Below are 15,238 nucleotides of genomic sequence, written 5' to 3' on the forward strand. Positions count from 1 at the left end.
TCCTAATCCTTTCGGTTGATACCGAGGCTCTCCCCAGGCGTGCTGAGGATAGCCATATCCAGCGTCTGGTGTGGGGAGAGTATTCATCGGGATCCGCTGGCATCCGCGAAATGTGTGCCATCAGTGACGAGTTTGGTGTCAAACACGTATTTTTTGTGGACCTGTGTGCCACGCTTGAGCATCAAACACAGATGTTGGATGCTGTCCGCTGGCTGGATCAACAAGGTCAGGATGTTCAGCTACATGCCCATCCTGAAACCTTGCCCAAGTCTTTCTGGGTGGACCACGGTTTGGACCATCGTCCAGCTTTAATGAATGAGTACAAAGACCAAGCCCGCGCCGAATTTGTCTTCCGACACTTCGGCAAGCTGATCTCTGACGTCACTGGCAAACCCATCCTCGCCCACCGCGCAGGCTCGTTTCGCTGGAATGCCCTCACAATCCGTGCTTTGCAGGCCGTTGGCATTCCTTTGTCCTTCAACCAGTCCATGCGGGCCGCCTTGTTAAAGCGTTGCCCAACAGGCCAGCCTGATTGCTTGCCTTACGCCTGGTCGAACGGAACGATTGAAGTACCGGTCACAGAGCGTTTTAAGCCCGGTGGACCGGGGGGTAAACCAGATCGCTGGTCCAGCCTGACTTATCCGGAATCTTCTTATTTTCAATATGGTTCGCGGCCTACGACATTCTGGAAGGACCCCTTGTGGTCCTTGCCCAAGGTCTCAGTGGTGTTGATGCACTCCTGGTCCTTGTTGGATCTGGATGAAAACGGTCATTTCCAGTACACGAACGACCGCTTGCTGGAGGGTTACCGACTGTTCTTGCAACGTGTTGTTAAGGATTACGACGTGATCACCACAGCGGATTTTTTAGATCTGCAGGCGCGGGGTAAAATCCGTCTTTCGCGAACAGTTAACTTAGAGCAGGTAGAAACACAGGTATGAGGGATCGCTACGCAATGATTACGGTCGACACAGAGGCGCTGCCAAAGCGGGCCTCTGACGACCATGTTAATCGTCTGATCTGGGGGCGATTTCCAAAGGGTACGGCCGGGGTGGCCGAAATGTGCAAGATCGGTGACGAGTTCGGTGTCAAGCATGTGTTTTTTACGGACTTGTGCGGGGCTTACTCCCGCCTTGACGAGCTGAAAGAAGTGGTGCGTTGGCTGGATGAGCAAGGTCAAGATGTACAACTGCATACCCACCCGGAGTACTTGCCCGACAGCTTCTGGAAAGAGCATGGTTTGTCGAACCGTCCGCAGTACATGAACCAGTACACCGAGCAGTCCCGTGCGGAGTTTGTGTTCAGGCACTTTGCAGGCGTGATGTCCGGGGTAACAGGCAAGCCGGTTCTGGCTCATCGGGCGGGTTCATTCCGCTGGAATGCGGATACGATTCGTGCTTTGAAGGCAGTGGGTATTCCTCTGTCCTTCAATAATTCTGTATGCGCTGTCCACAATAATCAGTGCGTTTACAGCAAACCCACAAATAATCCTTTTGTTTGGTCCAACGGCGTGATCGAAGTGCCTACGACCGAGAAGCGGATTTTAGGTAAGGTAGGCAAGCCTGAATGGTGGGCTCGCCTTACTTACCCAGAGTCCAGCTATTTCCGCTTCCGCCCCTGGTGGGGGCAGTTGTTGTTGAATACGCTTAGCGGCAACCCTTCATTTGCGGTTTTCTTGCTGCATTCCTGGTCCTTGTTGTTCTGGGACGAGAACGGTCTGGGTGAGTATCGTGACGATAGCCGTATGGAGGGGTATCGCAAATTGCTGGCCCGTCTGACTAAGGACTATGACGTGATTACGACGGCAGAGTTTCTGGATTTGAAGGCTCGCGGAAAAATTGTTGTGCCTGATACGGTGGACTTGTCATTGGCAGAGCTGAAGGCAGAACCGGACAATAAAATTCAGAAAAAGGCCTGAGGAACATGTTCTTTAAGTTATGGCGTGGGCTGGTGCGCGAGCCTTGGATGGCTTTGAGCCGGCGTTTGACCTTGTTTACTGTGCGTCGGCAAACCCGACGCGGTCAGCGTCGCCAGACACCTTACGAACCTGTGCCAGGACGTTTGCTGTATGTGCCGGCTAGTGCCTTGCCGTATCACATCAGTGGCTACACCACCCGAACCCATGAGATTATCCGTGCCATGCAAGCGGCAGGCGGGGATATCTGCGTGCTGACCCGCCCCGGCTATCCATGGGATCGTAAAGACAGACTGGTGGATGCCCAGCAGGATGAAACCTTGGTGGATGGGGTGCGTTACGCACATGCTCGTAATCCTTCCAACAAGCGCCCCGTCATGCAGTTCGCCATAGAAGCTGCCGCCTCCATTGCTCAGGAAGCCATCAAGCAGCGCGTTGCTGTCATTCATGCTGCCTCCAACCACGTCAATGCCTTGCCAGCCTTGATCGCCGCGCGCCAGTTAGGCATTCCGTTCCAATATGAAATGCGTGGCTTGTGGGAGCTGAGCCGAGCCTCCCGCATGCCGGAGTTCCGTGACTCGCAGGGCTTCAAGCAGGGTCTGGAGCTGGAAGGTCTGGTTGCCAGTCAGGCAGACCGCTTATTTGTGATTTCCGAGCAGTTGGGGCAGTACGCTCGCGAGCACTGGAATGTAGATCCTGCACGCATGGGCCTGATGCCCAATTGTGTCGACCCCTCGCGCTTTACCCCTGGCGCTGCCCAGGATGTGCAGCCCAACACGATTGTTTATGCTGGCTCCCTGATTGTTTATGAAGGGCTGGATGTCTTGATCGACGCCGTGGCGGATCTGGTTGGCCGTGGCAAGGATGTCACCCTGACCATTATTGGGGATGGGGAGGCGCGCGCTCAGTTGCAGGCTCAGGTGCAAAGCCTGGGTATGGAAAAGCATGTGCTGTTTGCTGGTCGGGTCTCGCCTGAGGAGGCTCGCGCCTTGCAGGCCAAGGCCGCGCTGGTATGTATTCCTCGCCGTCCCTTTGAGGTGTGCCGTATTGTCCCTCCCATCAAGCTGGTTGAGGCGATGGCGATGGGCAAGCCTGTTCTGGTGCCGGATTTGCCGGTGTTTCAAGACGAAGTTGGGCCATGTCGTTCGGTGCGTTTTTTTAAAGCAGGGGATGTGCAGGACTTGGCTCGTGTGCTGGAGGAAACGTTTCAGGCTGGTCCGGAAGTGTTGGCCCAGGATGGTGCCTTGGCACGTGAAGAGGCCACGCAGCGTCGCAGTTGGGCTGACTTTGTGGTGCATGCTTTGCCGGCCGGGGCTAATTCATGATTGGTCGCGCAATCCGGGCTTTGGGGGCGCGCATCTACACGCACCCAACCGTCAGTGAAGACGGCAAGCCCGCGGGGCAGTTTGGGCAATTGAAAGTAGCCTTGGTGTCGGACTATTTCACGGCAGACTGCCTGTCAGCCGAATGCTCTATCCGTATTCTGAACCCGCGCAATTACGAGGAGGTCATCTCCTCCTGGAAGCCTGATCTGCTTTTTGTGGAGTCCGTGTTCCATGGGCTGGGTGGCGCGTGGCGTTACGAGCTGGCCAAGCAGTCGCGACTGATCCGTTTGCGTACGCCTCGCACGATTTACAAGCTGGTGCAGTTCGCTAAGGATCAGGGTGTGCCCACGGTGTTCTGGAACAAGGACGATGGGGCGTATTTCGAGCACTTCATTGATGTGGCCAAGGCCTTTGATTATGTGTTCACCACGGACAGTGATTGCTTGCCGCGCTATCGCGCTCGCTTGAATCCTGATGTACCTGTGAACACCCTGAGCATGCCGTATCAGCCTGCATTTCATAATTTCACGGGCTTTGATTTCACACGCAAGGAAGGGTGCTTTACGGGCAGTTATTACCGTCGCATCCTGAGTGAACGTAGGCGCTTTCTGGACATGATTTTCGGGGCCTGTGAAGATGCGCAGATGCAGCTTAATGCCTACGACAGAAATCACGACAGATTGTCCCGGCATATCGAATTCCGCTTTCCGCGCTCGACGCATGTGCAGGTTCATGGTCAGGTTCCGCACCGCGAGACGGGGCGTATCTACAAAGAACATGTGATGTGCCTGAACGTGAACTCGGTCACGGATTCTGACACCATGTGCTCGCGCCGCTTGCTGGAGATTCTGGCCAGTGGGGGCATTGCGGTGACTAATCCCGGTCGTGCGGTGGATCGTTATTTCCGCGATTTCTGCCACGTGGTGCATTCCCGTGAGCAGGCCACTGAGTTGTTTGCACGTCTGCGCCAGGGCCCCACCGCGCAGGATTGCGAGCGTGCGGCGGCGGGGGCGGCGTATGTGCGTCAGTTCCACACCTGGGAGCATCGCCTCCAGGAGCTGGCTGATGTGGTCGGCTTCTAGGGTGCGCTTGTTTCCATGATTGTGAGCATTTTTGCGTACCTGATTCAGGCGCTGTTCTTGTTGGTTGTGGGGGCCTTTGCCCTATACGTGGTTCTGGAACTGCGGGTACTGCTGATCTCGCGACGGGTGGAGCGTCGCAAGCTAAGCGAGCTGGTGCAGACGTCCGCCTCCTTGCAGCAGGATTGGTATCCCAAGGTCAGCGTTTTATTACCGATTTATAACGAGGCCGCTGTTGTCGAGCGTTTGATCGATGCGGCTTGTCGTCTGGATTATCCGGTGTCCGCGCTGGAAATTCTGGTGCTGGACGACTCAACAGACAAGACTGCGCTGTTGGCCCAGAACAAGGTGGATCAGTGTGCTCGGCAAGGTGTGCCCATTCGCCGCATTCAGCGTGCTGATCGTGCAGGCTACAAGGCCGGGAATCTGGTGCAGGGCATTCAGCATTCCCAGGGCGAGTTTTTTGCGATCTTCGATGCGGACTTCTTGCCGCCTGCCGATTTTCTGCAGAAAACCATTCCGCCTTTCAAGGACGCGAAGCTGGGTTTTTTGCAGACGGGTATTGGCTATGAAAACCGTGACCACTCTTTTCTGACCCGTTTTCAGGCCATGGAGATGGGCCACCAGCAGTATGTGACGGTGGGGCTGAGTGAAGATGGGGACATGGCCTCGCTAAGTGGCAGTTCCTGTGTCTGGCGACGCGCTTGCGTGGAAGCCCTGGGGGGCTGGAATGCCTCTACCATTACCGAGGACGTGGACCTGGGCTATCGAGCCCAGTTTGGTGACTGGAAGTACGCTTATTTGCGCGATGTGGTGTCCATGTCCACCTTGCCCGAGAACATCAGCGCCTTCCGTGTGCAGCGGGAACGCTGGGGGCGGGGGCTGATTCATAGTGCCTTCAAGCACCTGGGGCAGATGTGGCAGCAGGACATGCCCTTGATGAAGCGCATGCATGCGTTTTCCATGATGTTTTCATCGGTCATGCTGGCGTCGATTTATGCCCTGATCTTGCTAAGCCTGCCGCTGAATTATTTGCTGAATTTTGATCATGTCGTCTTGCAGTGGGGCGCGCCGCTATTCTTTTTGCTGGTCGCTGTCTGGGCGTTGAATAATGCTTTCGGCGCTCGCAAGGGAGCACGTTTTGATGACAGGCCGGGGGTGTTGGGCACCTTGTGGCATACCTACTTGTATGTCGCCATGTTCCCGCCCATGGCTTGGTATTATTTTGTCGGTGGTGTGCGAGCCGCCTTCAAGGTCTACGGGGAATTTAATCGTACCCCCAAAGGGGAAGGTGAGAAGGTGGCAAGGCAGCCCCGCATCAATCTGTATTTGCTGATCGGCGAAGTGTTCACTTTCCTGTATTCGGCATTGGCCTTGTATGTGGCCATACGCATGGGCAATTACTTGTTGATTCCTTTGAATGCGACGGTTTGTGTCGGCTTTGGCATGGTTTTGTACTGGTCCTTCCAAGAAAGGAGAGCGCGTGGGCGTAGCTGAACCAGCAGAGCAGGAACGGATTCTGATTACCGGTGCCACCAGTGCCATTGGTGGCGAGCTGGCGCTTTACTACGCCAAACCCGGTACAGAACTGACTTTGCATGGTCGCAATGCTGCGATTCTGGAGCCTCTGGCCGAGCGCTGCCGTCAGGCGGGTGCGCAGGTACAGACGCATCAGCTGGATTTGCGTGATCTGGATGCCTTGCATGACTGGTTGTCGCAATGCGCAGCCTTTGATTTGGTCATCGTGAATGCGGGTATGAATATCCATGTAGGTCCCAATGGCGAGCCGGAGGCCTGGGAAGATACCGAGCTGCTGCTGGATATCAATGTGAAGGCCTCACTGCGAGTCGTGCAATCTGTGCTGCCCGCCATGCGGGCGAAAGGGCGCGGTCAGATCGCCTTGATGAGCTCCTTGGCCGCTTACTTTGGTCTGCCCACTACGCCGTCCTATAGCGCCAGCAAGGCGGCGGTCAAAGCTTATGGTGAAGGTTTGCGCGGCTGGTTGGCCCCGGAGGGGATCAAGGTCAATGTGGTGATGCCAGGCTACGTTAGCTCGCCCATGTGTGATGCCATGCCAGGCCCCAAACCATTCCTGTGGACCCCGCAAAGAGCAGCCAAGCGTATTGCCCGTGGCCTGAAAGCCAACAAAGCGCGTATCAGCTTTCCGTTTCCTTTAAACCTGGGTTGCTGGTTCCTCGCCGTCCTGCCCGCCCGGGTGTCTGTCTTTATTCTGAGCAAGATTGGCTATGACGCTTGAGCCCGGATTCTGGACTGCAATCCTGGCTGCCGTGTCGGGACTGGCCCTGACAGTCGGTCTGGAGCGTTTTCTGCAAACAGCAGCCAGCTTGCGTCGTCCTGCGGCGGCCTGGGCTCTGCATGTTGGCCTGTATGGTTTGGCGTATGTCGTGCTGGTTTTCGTGTTGGGGCGGCCTATCTTTGCCACGGCCTTGCTGTGCGCATTTTTCCTGCTGCTGGTCGTGGTCAGCAATGCCAAGTTCAAGGCGTTGCGTGAAGCCTTTGTGTTCCAGGATTACGAGTATTTTACGGATGCGATCCGTCATCCTCGGCTCTACATTCCTTTTCTGGGATGGGGAAAGTTCTTCCTGGCGGCAGCGGGTTTTATTGCTGCTCTGACGATTGGCTTATGGCTGGAGGCTGTGCCCGCCTTGCGGGCTGCCTGGACAGGGCAATGGGGAGCCTTGGCTCTGCTTGCTATGTTGAGTCTGGGCTTGCTGCTTTGGGGTAATAGCGCGCGTTTGATGGTGCAGATTGCCCCGGAACAGGACGTGCAGGCCTTGGGGCTGTTAGCCAGCTTCTGGCGATACTGGCAACAAGGCCGAGAGCGTCCAAGCTTGTCGTCCCCTTTTGGAAGTGTTGCCCCAAAGTCTGCGTCTGTTTTGTCTGGCGTGGGTTCCTTGGCTGACCTGCCTCATCTGGTTTCCATACAAAGCGAGTCTTTCTTTGATGCCCGGCGAATTTCTGACGGGATTCGACCAGAAATTCTGGCGGAGTTTGACCGCTTCAAAGCCGAAGCGGTTGCCAGCGGATACTTGCAGGTCCCCGCTTGGGGCGCGAATACCGTGCGCTCGGAGTTTTCCTTCTTAAGCGGTATTGAAAACAGCACTTTGGGCGTGCACCGCTTCAACCCCTATCGTGCAGTATGTGCGGGATGGTCTGTGGCGACTTTGGCTTCCTGGTTGAAGCAGCAGGGTTACCACACGATTTGTATCCACCCTTATCCCGCCAGTTTTTACCAGCGCAACCGTGTATTTCCGCTGTTTGGGTTTGACGAGTTTCTGGACATCAAGGCCTTTGCTGATGTGGAACGTACAGGCCCTTATATTGGCGATCTGGCGGTTGCGGATAAAGTCGCCAGTGTGCTGGAGCAGGCTACAGGGCCGGTATTCATACACGTGATTACGATGGAGAATCACGGGCCTTTGCATCTGGAAAAGGTTGCAGCGGGTGATATCGAGGCCTTGTACCATCAGCCACCTCCACCAGGTTGCGACGATTTGACGATTTACTTGCGCCATATTCGCAATGCCGATGCCATGCTTACACGTCTGCGCGGGGCCTTGATCTCGTCGGACAGGCCTGCCAGCCTGTGCTGGTATGGCGACCACGTTCCCATCATGCCTTCGGTCTACGCGGCGCTAGGTACTCCTTGTGGGGATGTGGATTACTTTATCTGGAACTCTACTCAGGGGCAGGCAAGAACGCCGCGTCGGGATGCGGCGATTCATGATCTGGCACGGGAGTGGATGGGCGCGAGTGGATTGATGAGCCAGTAGACGCTTTGTCTACTGTAGTCCTAGTACCAATCAACAACATTGCTTGCCAGGGCGTTATGCATTCCCGCATCGCTGGACACCAAGATGGCCCCTATTGAATGGGCATGGGCTGCAATCAGCATGTCCATATACGAGAGCGAGCGACCTTTGGCTTCTATGGCTACACGGAAAGCCGGATAAACATCGGAAACGGAATCGTCCCAATCCAGCACAGTCATCGTGCTTAGCAGGGCTTCTGTTGTCGCCTGCAAGGTGGGTCTGGACTTTTTGGCAAACCTATACATCAGCTCAGCGAGCACAATATTAGATACAAAAATATTGCTGGGACTGTGTCCCAGCATAGTTTCTCTTACTTTGCCCCTGTTCATGGCAGCATTGGAAACAGCATTGGTATCTAGCATGTAGATCATTCTTCCCACCCTGCGAAATGATCTTTCTCGGGGGCGGAGTCTTGATCTCTGTTCAGATCTTCCAGGAAACCTTCGAATTCAGCAGGGTCATTATTAGCGGCAACATTAAGGAAGTGATCCCAGCCTCTTGGCTTTGAGGACAGAATGACATCACCAGACTCCTGGTCTCGTCGTATGAAGACTCTTTTCCCTTCGAATCGAAAACCTTCAGGTAGACGAACCGCTTGACTATTTCCACTCATGAACACGCTTGTTGTCTTGCTGGTGGGGTGAACTTTCTTGGCGGGTAGTTTTACGTTTGTACGCATAGTTACCTCCATGGGTTTGGTATATACGGATAGTATACACGTGGAGGCTGATGAGAGAATAGTGCCCTAGGTCTTTGATAGATAATGAGATTGGGCAGGGGCAGCTAAGTGGACAGCCTTAGTTCTTGAAAGCCTCTATCCAATGCCGAGTAGACGCATCATGCTCAGCAGAGGCTTTTTTCTCTCCCGACAGCTCCTGCAAAATCCCGTTCGCCAGTACTTTCCCGTATTCCACCCCCCATTGATCGAAGGGGTTGATCCCCCAGATCAAGGCCTGCACAAATATCTTGTGCTCGTACAAGGCCAGCAGGGCGCCTAGCGAGAAGGGGTTCAGGCGGGGCAATACGATCAGCGTATTAGGGCGGCCGCCCGAGTGCACGCGATGGTAGGCAAGTTCGGCAGCCTGCTCGCCCAGACCTTGTTGTTCGCACTCGGCCAAGGCCTGTTCGTAGGTTTTGCCGCGCATCAAGGCTTCGCGCTGTGCCAGGCAGTTCGCCAGCAGCAGATTATGGTGCTCGGCCTGATTGTGATCTGCCTGCTGGCACACAATAAAATCCACAGGTGCGCCATCGCTGCCCTGGTGTAGCCACTGATAGAAGGTGTGTTGTGCGTCTGTTCCAGCCAGGCCCCAGACGGCTGCGCCGGTAGCGATTCCAACCGGCTCACCGCTGGTGGTGACGGACTTGCCCAACGACTCCATATCCAGTTGCTGAATGTAGGGCACCAGATTGCCCAGGCGGAAGTCGTAGGGGGAAATGTTCAGTGAGCCATAACCCAGCACACTGCGGTTGACCACGCCAGCCAGTGCCATTTGCACGGGCACGTTGGAGGCGATGGGGGCTTCCTGAAAATGCTGGTCCATGGCTGCAGCGCCTGACAACATCCCGGCCACCACGTCACTGCTAACCGCTAAAGCCGTGGTTAAGCTGACTGCCGACCACAGGGAGAAGCGGCCACCTACCCAGTCCCAGAACTGGAAGGTGTTTTTTTGTGGGACCCCCCACTGTGAGGCAGTTTCAGGGCGGGCGGTGACGGCAACGATTTGCTCGTAGGGATTCGCAACGCCAGCGGCTTGCAGCCATTCCAGGGCGCGCTGGCCGTTCTTCAGGGTTTCGGTTGTGGTGAAGGATTTGGAGGCGATCACGATCAGGGTGTCGTGAGGGTCCATACCCGACAAGGCATGCTCCAGCGCATGGCCGTCGATATTGGCCAGGAAGCGTACATTGCGCCAGCTGTGGCGATAACCAAAGGCCGCCAGGGACAGGCGTACGCCCCAGTCGCTGCCACCAATACCGATATGAATGATGTTGCGCCAGCGGCGTTCGGAGTCGGCGACACGTACAAAGTGGTTCATCCGTTCGCGCTCTTTCGCGACATCAGCGATGGGGGCAGGGGCACGCAGAGCGCTATGCCAGGCAGCACGTTGTTCTGTGCGGTTGACTAGGCCCCCCTCTAGCAGCTGTTTACGTGATTCGTCAAAATTACGTGCCATCAACAGCGCTTCACCTGCCTGCTGTAATTCAAGTGAGTGACGTTGGCCACTGAGGTCTACTTGCAGCCCAGCTGTTTTCAAGCAATGCAAATCCAGCGTATATCGATCGGCACTTAGTGCTGCCTCACAGAAGCGAGTCCATTCTGGTAGGCCTGTCAGGGGAGACGCAAGAGGCAGAGAGTGGGAACTGGTGGACATAGGGAGTGCTCAACATACAGTAGACTAGGGCGCCATTGTACGAGTCTTTAGACACACTTGAGCAGACTGGTCCGTAACTGATTCTGTCTTTGCCCTTATGAATGTATTGGGATCAGATTGTGTTCACCATAAGGCAGCACCCATGCTTGCAAACTGGGATCGCTAGCTAGCACCCGCGTAATCTCTTGTGGCGACATCCAGGAGAAGGCTGTGGACAGAGCGTCGGCTATCGTGGCGTTTCCAGCCACGACAGAGACACTGCGATACAAAGGCCGAGCCTGACCATTAGCGGGATTGAACAAATGGGTAATTGAACCGTCCCGACTAAGCACAGTTCCTGCGCCTGATGACGTACTGATGGCCTGGTTATGGACATTTAGATTCAGCAGGCTGGTGGTGTGGCTGGGATCGCCTGCCAGACCGACACGCCAGGGGCGGTTGCCCGGAGCCACGCCTAGACTGCGTATTTCTCCCATGTCGACCAAGGCGTGCTCCAGCCCAGCTTGTTTCAGCTGTTCGGTAATGCGATCGGTGATGTAGCCTTGGGCAATCCCGTTCAGGGTCAGGGCCATACCGGGATGCTGTAGCTGGATCGTGTCGTCCTGAATGTGGATGGCTTGATACCCGACTTGTTGCAGCGTTTGGCTAATCTCGGCGGCATCAGGAATGGATGTTTGAGTGTTGCGTTGAGCCGCTTGGCTATACAGCTCCCAGAGTACCTGCACGGTTGGATCAAAGGCCCCGTTCGTTAATTCACTCAGGCGCTGTGATTCCAGCAGCAGCCGCGTCAGATCGCCGGGGGCTTGCTTCAGATAGCCATCGCGATTCAGGCGGCGCAAGGCGCTGTCTTGTTCATACAGACTGAATATTCGCTCCAGCCGTCGCACTTCGGATAGGGCCTGATCAATCAGGGTTTGTGCGAAAACCGGGTCGGGATGGTGGATATGCAGTTGTGCGTCCGCACCTAAAGCCACCCCTTGCCAGGAGCTGAGCGGGGTAGTGGCTGCTTGCATCGCTTTGACGGCCCAGGGCACGCAAGTCAGGGCGCTGGTCGCGGCCACGATACCGATAAAACGACGGCGGGAAACAGGAGTAGAAGTCATGGCGAATACCTGGGATCAGGAAGATAAGCGTTTCAAGGCAGCGCGACCGCACCAAAGATGTAGTTCTCCGGCATCTCGGCAAAACGAACTACTTGGCCGCCATGTTGTTGCTGGAAGTCCTTGGCGGCCTGCTCCTGGCTAAAGGGCAGGGCATCGATGGTGCCCATACCGCCGGTATAGCGGCTATAGATCAGATACCAGGCATCTTGTGCTGGTATCCAGGCTTGTTCGGGGAACTGGCCGTCCTGATTGCGTTGGGCCATGTCTTGCACATAGGTGGCGGCAATGGCCTTGGATTCTTCAGGCAGCATGGTGTAGGCAAAGACCTCGCGTATGGTGGTGAACCAGAGCGGCGCTTCGCGTTCGCGCAGAAGGATTTGCCCTTTGGGGCCTTGATGCTCGAACAGGTACATGCCGCAGTAGTGGCCTACAGCCGTTTGCGGGATCTGGACGACGGGAGGCGGCGGGGCTTGCACCTGTTCCGGTTGGCCGCAGGCAGCCAGTATCAGACCCAGGCACAGCAACAGAAGAGTGCGCAGTTTTTTCATAGTGCTTTTCTTTTGAATACCAGGCTTGCCAGACCAAAAGGCACGGCGATCCACAGCAGCAGAACGCTCATCAACACACTGGCAGGCAGACGAGCCTGTTCGCTTAAACCGGCCATACCAGCAAACATGGCGACATTCTCGTAGCCGGTCAGATTCAGCAGGCGGTACACGTCGGTGGGGTTGAACAGCAGGATGATGTTCAGCCAGGAAGCGGTGATCATGGCACCTTGGTCAGCGACCAGAATACCCAGCAGAGCCATGTCATAAATCACCACGAAAAACAGCCAGATACCGATGGCCAGTCCGGCCGCAGTGGCACGCTCTCTGACCAGGGTGCTGATGAAATAGCCCATGGACAGGAAGCTGGCGCCGAGCAGAACGCTGGCACCCATCATGGCCAGAAAGGGCGTCCAGACGCTGAAGTCCAGGCCGCCATGTGCTACTTGCAAGGTAACGCCTGCCAAACCGTAGCCCACTACGGTAGATAAGCTCAGGATCAGGGCATGGCCCAGGAACTTACCAACCAGAACTTGCCAGCGATGGACGGGGTAACTGAGCAGCAAGGACATGGTGCCGCGTTCTATTTCACCCACAATGGCGTCGTAGGACAGCAGCATGGCTATTAGCGGGATCAGGAAAATAGACAGGCTGGACAGGCTGACAACCGTGACTGTCAAAGGATCTACCTTGACGCTGCCGGTGGGGGCGCTGCCCAGAAAACCCAAGGACAAAGCCAGTGCGGCCAGCAAGAGGGTGACGGCCAGTACCCAACGATTGCGCAATCCGTCGCGCACTTCCTTTTGGATGATGATCAGGACAGGGTTCATGGCTTAGTAATCCTCGCGCTTCAAAAAATGCGCATACAACTCGTCCAGACCGGGGGATTCCAGCTCCAGGTCGGTTAATCCTTGAATGGCATGCGCTTCGCGCAGAATCTGGATTTTTTCGGCTTCGGTGCAATGACGTTCCAGGCGATTGGCACCGATGACATTCCAGTGCTGTGGAACAGAGTCGGGGATTTGCTCTACGGTCAGGCGAATACGTACCGGCAAGCCAGCGTGTTGTCGCAGTTCGGATAAGGTGCCATCGGCAATCTTGCGCCCTTGCTGCATCACGATGATGCGGTCCGCCAGACGTTCCATCTCCGCCAGAGCGTGGGTACTGAGCAGGATGGTGGCCCCGGCATCGCGCAGTTCTTGGACGATCGCGTAGAACAGCAGACGGGAGGCCGGGTCCAGTCCAGTGGTGGGCTCATCCAGTAACAGCACACGAGGTTTGCCCAACAGGGTTTGAGCCAGTGCCAAGCGTTGGCGCATGCCTTTGGAATAGGTGCCCACGCGCTTGTGAGCCGCTTGTGCAATGCCGACACGTGCCAGCAAGGCTTGGTTGTCTTTAAGTGGCAGCCCTTTTAATCGAGCATAAAAGGCCAGCGTTTCCGTGCCTGTCAGTGCCGGGTGCAGGGCGACCGTTTCGGGCAAATAGCCGATGTGGGCGCGCAGGCGGGCAGCCTGGGGCGAACCGGCGTCATGGTCCAGCAACATGACCTTGCCTTCGTCGGCGCGGATCAGGCCCAGAATCAGTTTGATGACAGTACTTTTGCCTGCGCCATTGTGGCCAGCCAGTACCGTGCATTGACCAGGGTAAAGCTCGAAGTTCACCGCGTTGGCGGCACGCTGCTGGCCATACAGCTTGCTGACATTGGCCAGCGCGACAGGGGCCGTGCAGTTATTGGATGGAGTCATGATTGGCCTTGTAGCGCTCCCAGACGGGATTGTCGGGCGCACGCATCAGCGGTGCGCTATCGATGATGCCGCCGGGCAAAATGGCGGGAAATTGGGTTTGCGCCCAGCGCACAATGGAAACGGCGGGGCTGTTCAAGAGCACGCGGGCCGAAGGGGCTCGCCACACCAGTTGTTCAATCAGGCCATTGGGGCGATAAGCGGTGTCGCCAATGCCGTCACCGTTCAGGTCAAAGGCGCTGTGATCGCTCCAGTAATTGCCCCGGTCCTTGCTGGACCACTCCAGGTAGCGGGTACCCACATACTTCACCTGATTCTGGTTCTGGATGAAGGCGTTTTCCGTGATCTCATTGCCTTCGGAGCCGGCGGTGTAGTGCACCCCGATCTGGGTGTTCTGAATCAGGTTGCCGGAGATCTTGTTGAAGTTGGCGTTGTAGAGAAAGACGCCTTTTTCGGCACCGTCCACGATGTTGTCAGTAATGGTCGATTGCTGAGCGGCATTGAGCATCAAGCCTTGATGCGTGCTGTTGATGCTGATGTTTTCACGTACTGTCAGGAACTGCGAAAACATCAAGGCATAGGCAATGTCATTGCCTATGGAGACATTGCTGCTGACTTCGCTGTTATTGGTGTACATGTAGTGCACCGCATAGCGCAGCTGGGTAAAGCGGTTGTGGCTGAAAACATTGTCGCGGCTGGTATTGGAAAAAATGCCGTCGCGACCCCAAGAAATATCGTTGTACAAGATGCGTGAGCCGGGGGAGTTCCAGACGGTCACGCCATTGCCGCGCTCATTCAGACGCAGCTCTTTATTGCCTACGATGGTGTTGTGTTGCACCAGCGCGTTGTGGGGCCCCCAGACATATACCCCCACCAGATTGTCGAGGATGTCGTTGTTTTCAATCAGGGCGTTATGGGCGGGTTTATCCAGGAATATGCCTGCATCCATGTCGGGCAGGCTCAAGCCGGAATTACGCACGGTAATCTGACGTATCTGCACATCTTCCGCCTGCACCCACACCGTGCGGCCTTCACGTTCGCCCATCAATACGGCTTGCCGATTGCTGGGGCCTTGAAGCGTCAAGGGCTTGTTCACGATGATATTGCCCTGATAGGTGCCGGGAGCCAGCATCAGGATGTCGCCGGGCAGGGCGGCATCGATAACGGCTTGCAGCGATGTATCGGCAGGCACTTCAATGGTGGCCGCTTGCGCAGCCAGACCACTGGCCGTAAGGGCCAGGACCGTAAGCGGTTTGAGGGCCAGCCTCAGCACCAGGGTTGGGCTGAGGCAGCGTGCACGGGCGGGGAGCAGGCAGAAAGGCGTCAT

Annotated in this window: 15 protein-coding genes; 7 read left to right on the top strand and 8 right to left on the bottom strand. The window is 56.1% G+C overall.

The features are described from left to right. Positions 1–110 precede the first annotated feature (110 nt). Genes MID00_RS09670 through MID00_RS09700 form a run of 7 tightly spaced genes read left to right on the top strand, consistent with a single transcriptional unit; the run spans position 111 to position 8,113 of the window. Entirely contained in the window at positions 111–941 is an 831-nt protein-coding gene (locus tag MID00_RS09670) for a polysaccharide deacetylase (protein ID WP_254500244.1), read from the top strand. 14 nt (positions 942–955) lie between these two features. Next, positions 956–1,918: a polysaccharide deacetylase gene (locus tag MID00_RS09675; protein WP_254500245.1), complete on the top strand. Its 963-nt coding sequence runs from the start codon at positions 956–958 to the stop codon at positions 1,916–1,918. Between the two features lie 5 nt (positions 1,919–1,923). After that, the gene (locus MID00_RS09680; RefSeq protein WP_254500246.1) at positions 1,924–3,240 is read left to right on the top strand and encodes a glycosyltransferase family 4 protein; all 1,317 of its coding nucleotides are present in this window, start codon (positions 1,924–1,926) and stop codon (positions 3,238–3,240) included. Then, positions 3,237–4,322 (top strand): glycosyltransferase, encoded by a 1,086-nt coding sequence (locus MID00_RS09685; RefSeq protein WP_021447224.1) that lies wholly within the window; start codon positions 3,237–3,239, stop codon positions 4,320–4,322. The genes MID00_RS09680 and MID00_RS09685 overlap by 4 nt, the downstream gene beginning before the upstream one ends. A 15-nt stretch (positions 4,323–4,337) precedes the next feature. After that, entirely contained in the window at positions 4,338–5,816 is a 1,479-nt protein-coding gene (locus MID00_RS09690) for a glycosyltransferase (protein ID WP_254500247.1), read from the top strand. Next, positions 5,803–6,576: an SDR family oxidoreductase gene (locus MID00_RS09695; RefSeq protein ID WP_088451897.1), complete on the top strand. Its 774-nt coding sequence runs from the start codon at positions 5,803–5,805 to the stop codon at positions 6,574–6,576. Before MID00_RS09690 ends, MID00_RS09695 begins: the two co-directional genes overlap by 14 nt. Continuing rightward, positions 6,566–8,113, top strand: coding sequence for an LTA synthase family protein (locus MID00_RS09700; RefSeq protein WP_254500248.1), 1,548 nt, complete (start codon positions 6,566–6,568; stop codon positions 8,111–8,113). Before MID00_RS09695 ends, MID00_RS09700 begins: the two co-directional genes overlap by 11 nt. A gap of 20 nt (positions 8,114–8,133) precedes the next feature. Here the strand turns inward: MID00_RS09700 and MID00_RS09705 are convergent, their stop codons facing one another. The 8 genes from MID00_RS09705 to MID00_RS09740 form a co-directional block, all read right to left on the bottom strand. Then, complete coding sequence (locus MID00_RS09705) at positions 8,134–8,514, bottom strand: PIN domain-containing protein (RefSeq protein WP_254500249.1); 381 nt, start codon at positions 8,512–8,514, stop codon at positions 8,134–8,136. A gap of 5 nt (positions 8,515–8,519) precedes the next feature. Next, a complete protein-coding gene (locus MID00_RS09710; protein ID WP_254500250.1) occupies positions 8,520–8,831 on the bottom strand; it encodes an antitoxin in 312 nt (103 codons plus the stop codon). A 118-nt stretch (positions 8,832–8,949) separates the two neighbouring features. Beyond that, the gene (gene pgi / locus MID00_RS09715) at positions 8,950–10,521 is read right to left on the bottom strand and encodes a glucose-6-phosphate isomerase (RefSeq protein ID WP_254500251.1); all 1,572 of its coding nucleotides are present in this window, start codon (positions 10,519–10,521) and stop codon (positions 8,950–8,952) included. A 95-nt stretch (positions 10,522–10,616) separates the two neighbouring features. Continuing rightward, positions 10,617–11,624 carry an FAD:protein FMN transferase gene (locus MID00_RS09720; protein WP_254500252.1) on the bottom strand — a complete coding sequence of 336 codons (1,008 nt, stop codon included), beginning with the start codon at positions 11,622–11,624 and terminating at the stop codon, positions 10,617–10,619. 32 nt (positions 11,625–11,656) lie between these two features. Further along, a complete protein-coding gene (locus MID00_RS09725) occupies positions 11,657–12,172 on the bottom strand; it encodes a nitrous oxide reductase accessory protein NosL (RefSeq protein WP_250756224.1) in 516 nt (171 codons plus the stop codon). After that, entirely contained in the window at positions 12,169–12,999 is an 831-nt protein-coding gene (locus MID00_RS09730; protein WP_009463485.1) for an ABC transporter permease, read from the bottom strand. The genes MID00_RS09725 and MID00_RS09730 overlap by 4 nt, the downstream gene beginning before the upstream one ends. A gap of 3 nt (positions 13,000–13,002) precedes the next feature. Next, the gene (locus tag MID00_RS09735) at positions 13,003–13,914 is read right to left on the bottom strand and encodes an ABC transporter ATP-binding protein (protein ID WP_254500253.1); all 912 of its coding nucleotides are present in this window, start codon (positions 13,912–13,914) and stop codon (positions 13,003–13,005) included. Further along, a complete protein-coding gene (locus MID00_RS09740) occupies positions 13,898–15,238 on the bottom strand; it encodes a nitrous oxide reductase family maturation protein NosD (RefSeq protein ID WP_254500254.1) in 1,341 nt (446 codons plus the stop codon). Before MID00_RS09740 ends, MID00_RS09735 begins: the two co-directional genes overlap by 17 nt.

The organism is Alcaligenes sp. NLF5-7 (genome assembly GCF_024266725.1).
GTDB classification, from domain to species: Bacteria; Pseudomonadota; Gammaproteobacteria; order Burkholderiales; family Burkholderiaceae_B; genus Alcaligenes; species Alcaligenes phenolicus.

Excerpts from the sequence above, each read along its gene's own strand:
- MID00_RS09725 (WP_250756224.1), bottom strand. The coding sequence starts at position 12,172 with ATGAAAAAACTGCGCACTCTTCTGTTGCTGTGCCTGGGTCTGATACTG.
- MID00_RS09705 (WP_254500249.1), bottom strand. The coding sequence starts at position 8,514 with ATGCTAGATACCAATGCTGTTTCCAATGCTGCCATGAACAGGGGCAAA.
- MID00_RS09680 (WP_254500246.1), top strand. The coding sequence starts at position 1,924 with ATGTTCTTTAAGTTATGGCGTGGGCTGGTGCGCGAGCCTTGGATGGCT.
- MID00_RS09685 (WP_021447224.1), top strand. The coding sequence starts at position 3,237 with ATGATTGGTCGCGCAATCCGGGCTTTGGGGGCGCGCATCTACACGCAC.
- MID00_RS09720 (WP_254500252.1), bottom strand. The coding sequence starts at position 11,624 with ATGACTTCTACTCCTGTTTCCCGCCGTCGTTTTATCGGTATCGTGGCC.
- MID00_RS09700 (WP_254500248.1), top strand. The coding sequence starts at position 6,566 with ATGACGCTTGAGCCCGGATTCTGGACTGCAATCCTGGCTGCCGTGTCG.
- MID00_RS09740 (WP_254500254.1), bottom strand. The coding sequence starts at position 15,238 with ATGACGCCTTTCTGCCTGCTCCCCGCCCGTGCACGCTGCCTCAGCCCA.
- MID00_RS09690 (WP_254500247.1), top strand. The coding sequence starts at position 4,338 with ATGATTGTGAGCATTTTTGCGTACCTGATTCAGGCGCTGTTCTTGTTG.
- MID00_RS09710 (WP_254500250.1), bottom strand. The coding sequence starts at position 8,831 with ATGCGTACAAACGTAAAACTACCCGCCAAGAAAGTTCACCCCACCAGC.
- MID00_RS09670 (WP_254500244.1), top strand. The coding sequence starts at position 111 with ATGTGTGCCATCAGTGACGAGTTTGGTGTCAAACACGTATTTTTTGTG.
- pgi (WP_254500251.1), bottom strand. The coding sequence starts at position 10,521 with ATGTCCACCAGTTCCCACTCTCTGCCTCTTGCGTCTCCCCTGACAGGC.
- MID00_RS09730 (WP_009463485.1), bottom strand. The coding sequence starts at position 12,999 with ATGAACCCTGTCCTGATCATCATCCAAAAGGAAGTGCGCGACGGATTG.
- MID00_RS09735 (WP_254500253.1), bottom strand. The coding sequence starts at position 13,914 with ATGACTCCATCCAATAACTGCACGGCCCCTGTCGCGCTGGCCAATGTC.
- MID00_RS09675 (WP_254500245.1), top strand. The coding sequence starts at position 956 with ATGATTACGGTCGACACAGAGGCGCTGCCAAAGCGGGCCTCTGACGAC.